2 pseudogenes are annotated in these 2543 nt (G+C 68.1%); both read right to left on the bottom strand.

The window, feature by feature from the left end:
• A pseudogene (locus VGC18_RS01050) lies at nucleotides 1-1068 on the bottom strand (DNA-directed RNA polymerase subunit beta'); the annotation flags it as partial.
• A gap of 125 nt (nucleotides 1069-1193) precedes the next feature.
• Nucleotides 1194-2543: pseudogene (locus VGC18_RS01045) on the bottom strand (DNA-directed RNA polymerase subunit beta); the annotation flags it as partial.

The following is a 2543-nucleotide window of genomic DNA, read 5'->3' as shown; positions in this document are numbered from 1 at the left end:
CCGCTTGAGGCGGTTGTTCCGGTTGATGACGCGGCGGTAGAGGTCGTTCAGGTCCGACGTGGCGAAGCGGCCACCGTCGAGCTGCACCATCGGGCGCAGGTCCGGCGGGATGACCGGGACGGCGTCGAGCACCATGCCGGTGGGCGAGTTCGTCGTCGTGAGGAACGCGTTGACGACCTTGAGCCGCTTGAGGGCACGGGTCTTGCGCTGGCCCTTGCCGGAGCGGATCGTCTCGCGCAGCGAGGCGGCCTCGGCGTCCAGGTCGAACGCCTCGAGGCGCTTCTGGATCGCCTGCGCGCCCATCGAGCCCTCGAAGTAGTTCCCGTACCGGTCCTGGAGCTGACGGTAGAGCGCCTCGTCCCCCTCGAGGTCGGCGACCTTGAGGTTCTTGAAGCGGTCCCACACGGCGCTGACGCGGTCGATCTCCGCGTCGGCACGCTTGCGGATCTGCGCCATCTCACGCTCGGCCGAGTCGCGCACCTTGCGGCGCGCGTCAGCCTTGGCACCCTCGGCCTCGAGCTCGGCCAGGTCGGCCTCGAGCTTGCTGGCACGGGTGTTGATGTCGTTGTCGCGGCGGTCCGCGATCTCCTTCTTCTCCAGGTCGATCTCGTTCTGGAGGTTCGGGAGGTCCTCGTGACGGCCCTCGTCGTCGACCCACGTGATCATGTAGGCCGCGAAGTAGATGACCTTCTCGAGGTCCTTGGGCGCCAGGTCCAGCAGGTAGCCCAGACGCGAGGGCACGCCCTTGAAGAACCAGATGTGCGTCACGGGCGCGGCGAGCTCGATGTGGCCCATGCGCTCACGACGGACCTTCGAGCGCGTCACCTCGACGCCGCAGCGCTCGCAGATGATGCCCTTGAAGCGGACGCGCTTGTACTTGCCGCAGTAGCACTCCCAGTCCCGGGTGGGGCCGAAGATCTTCTCGCAGAAGAGTCCGTCCTTCTCGGGCTTGAGGGTGCGGTAGTTGATGGTCTCGGGCTTCTTGACCTCGCCGTGCGACCAGGTGCGGATGTCCTCGGCCGTGGCCAGGCCGATACGCAGCTCATCGAAGACATTGACGTCGAGCAAGGGGGTCCTACTTCCTTCGCTTGCCGGTGCGGGCGATGTGCCGACCGGCGGGTGACGGTGCTACGGGGTGTCGGCGCCCGTGCCCGGTGACCGTCTCGCGACGCACACCGGGCACGGTGCTGACCTCAGATCTCTTCGACGCTGCTGGCGTTCGGGCGGCGCGACAGGTCGATGCCGAGCTCCTCCGCGGCGCGGTAGACCTCGTCGTCGCTCTCGCGCATGTCGATCGAGACGCCGTCGGACGACAGCACCTCGACGTTCAGGCAGAGCGACTGCATCTCCTTGAGCAGAACCTTGAACGACTCCGGGATGCCCGAGTCGGGGATGTTCTCGCCCTTGACGATGGCCTCGTAGACCTTGACGCGACCCGGGATGTCGTCCGACTTGATGGTGAGGAGCTCCTGCAGCGTGTACGCCGCGCCGTAGGCCTCGAGGGCCCACACCTCCATCTCGCCGAAACGCTGACCGCCGAACTGCGCCTTACCACCCAGCGGCTGCTGCGTGATCATCGAGTACGGACCGGTCGAACGGGCGTGGATCTTGTCGTCCACGAGGTGGTGCAGCTTCAGGATGTACATGTAGCCGACCGCGACCGGCTCCGGGAACGGCTCGCCGGAGCGCCCGTCGAACAGCCGGGCCTTGCCGTCGGCGGCGACCATGCGGTCTCCGTCGCGGTTCGGCAGCGTCGCGCCGAGCAGACCGGTGAGGGTCTCCTCCGGCACGCCGTCGAACACCGGCGTCGCCACGGGCACGCCCGGGGAAGAGGCGCGAGCGATCTCCGGGACCTCGGCCGTCCAGGACGTGTCGCCCTCGGCGAGCGTGATGTCCCAGCCCTGCTTGGCGATCCACCCGAGGTGGACCTCGAGCACCTGGCCGACGTTCATGCGGCCGGGGACGCCCATCGGGTTCAGGACGATGTCGACCGCGGTGCCGTCGGGCAGGAAGGGCATGTCCTCGACCGGGAGGATCTTGGAGATGACGCCCTTGTTGCCGTGGCGGCCGGCGAGCTTGTCGCCGTCCGTGATCTTGCGGCGCTGCGCGATGTACACGCGGACCAGCTCGTTCACGCCGGCGGGCAGCTCGTCGCCGTCCTCGCGGTTGAACGTGCGGACCTCGATGACCGTGCCGGACTCGCCGTGCGGGACCTTGAGCGACGTGTCGCGGACCTCGCGGGCCTTCTCGCCGAAGATCGCGCGGAGCAGGCGCTCCTCGGGGGTGAGCTCGGTCTCGCCCTTGGGCGTCACCTTGCCGACCAGGATGTCGCCCGCGGAGACCTCGGCGCCGATGCGCACGATGCCGCGCTCGTCCAGGTCCGCGAGGACCTCCTCGGAGACGTTCGGGATGTCCCGCGTGATCTCCTCGGGGCCGAGCTTGGTGTCGCGCGCGTCGACCTCGTGCTCCTCGATGTGGATCGAGGACAGGACGTCGTCCTGCACGAGGCGCTGCGACAGGATGATCGCGTCCTCGTAGTTGTG

The sequence above is a fragment of the Lacisediminihabitans sp. genome (assembly GCF_036404185.1).
Lineage (GTDB): Bacteria > Actinomycetota > Actinomycetes > Actinomycetales > Microbacteriaceae > Lacisediminihabitans.
Note: the sequence above shows the minus strand (reverse complement) of the source record. Positions and strands in the feature narration are given on the sequence as shown.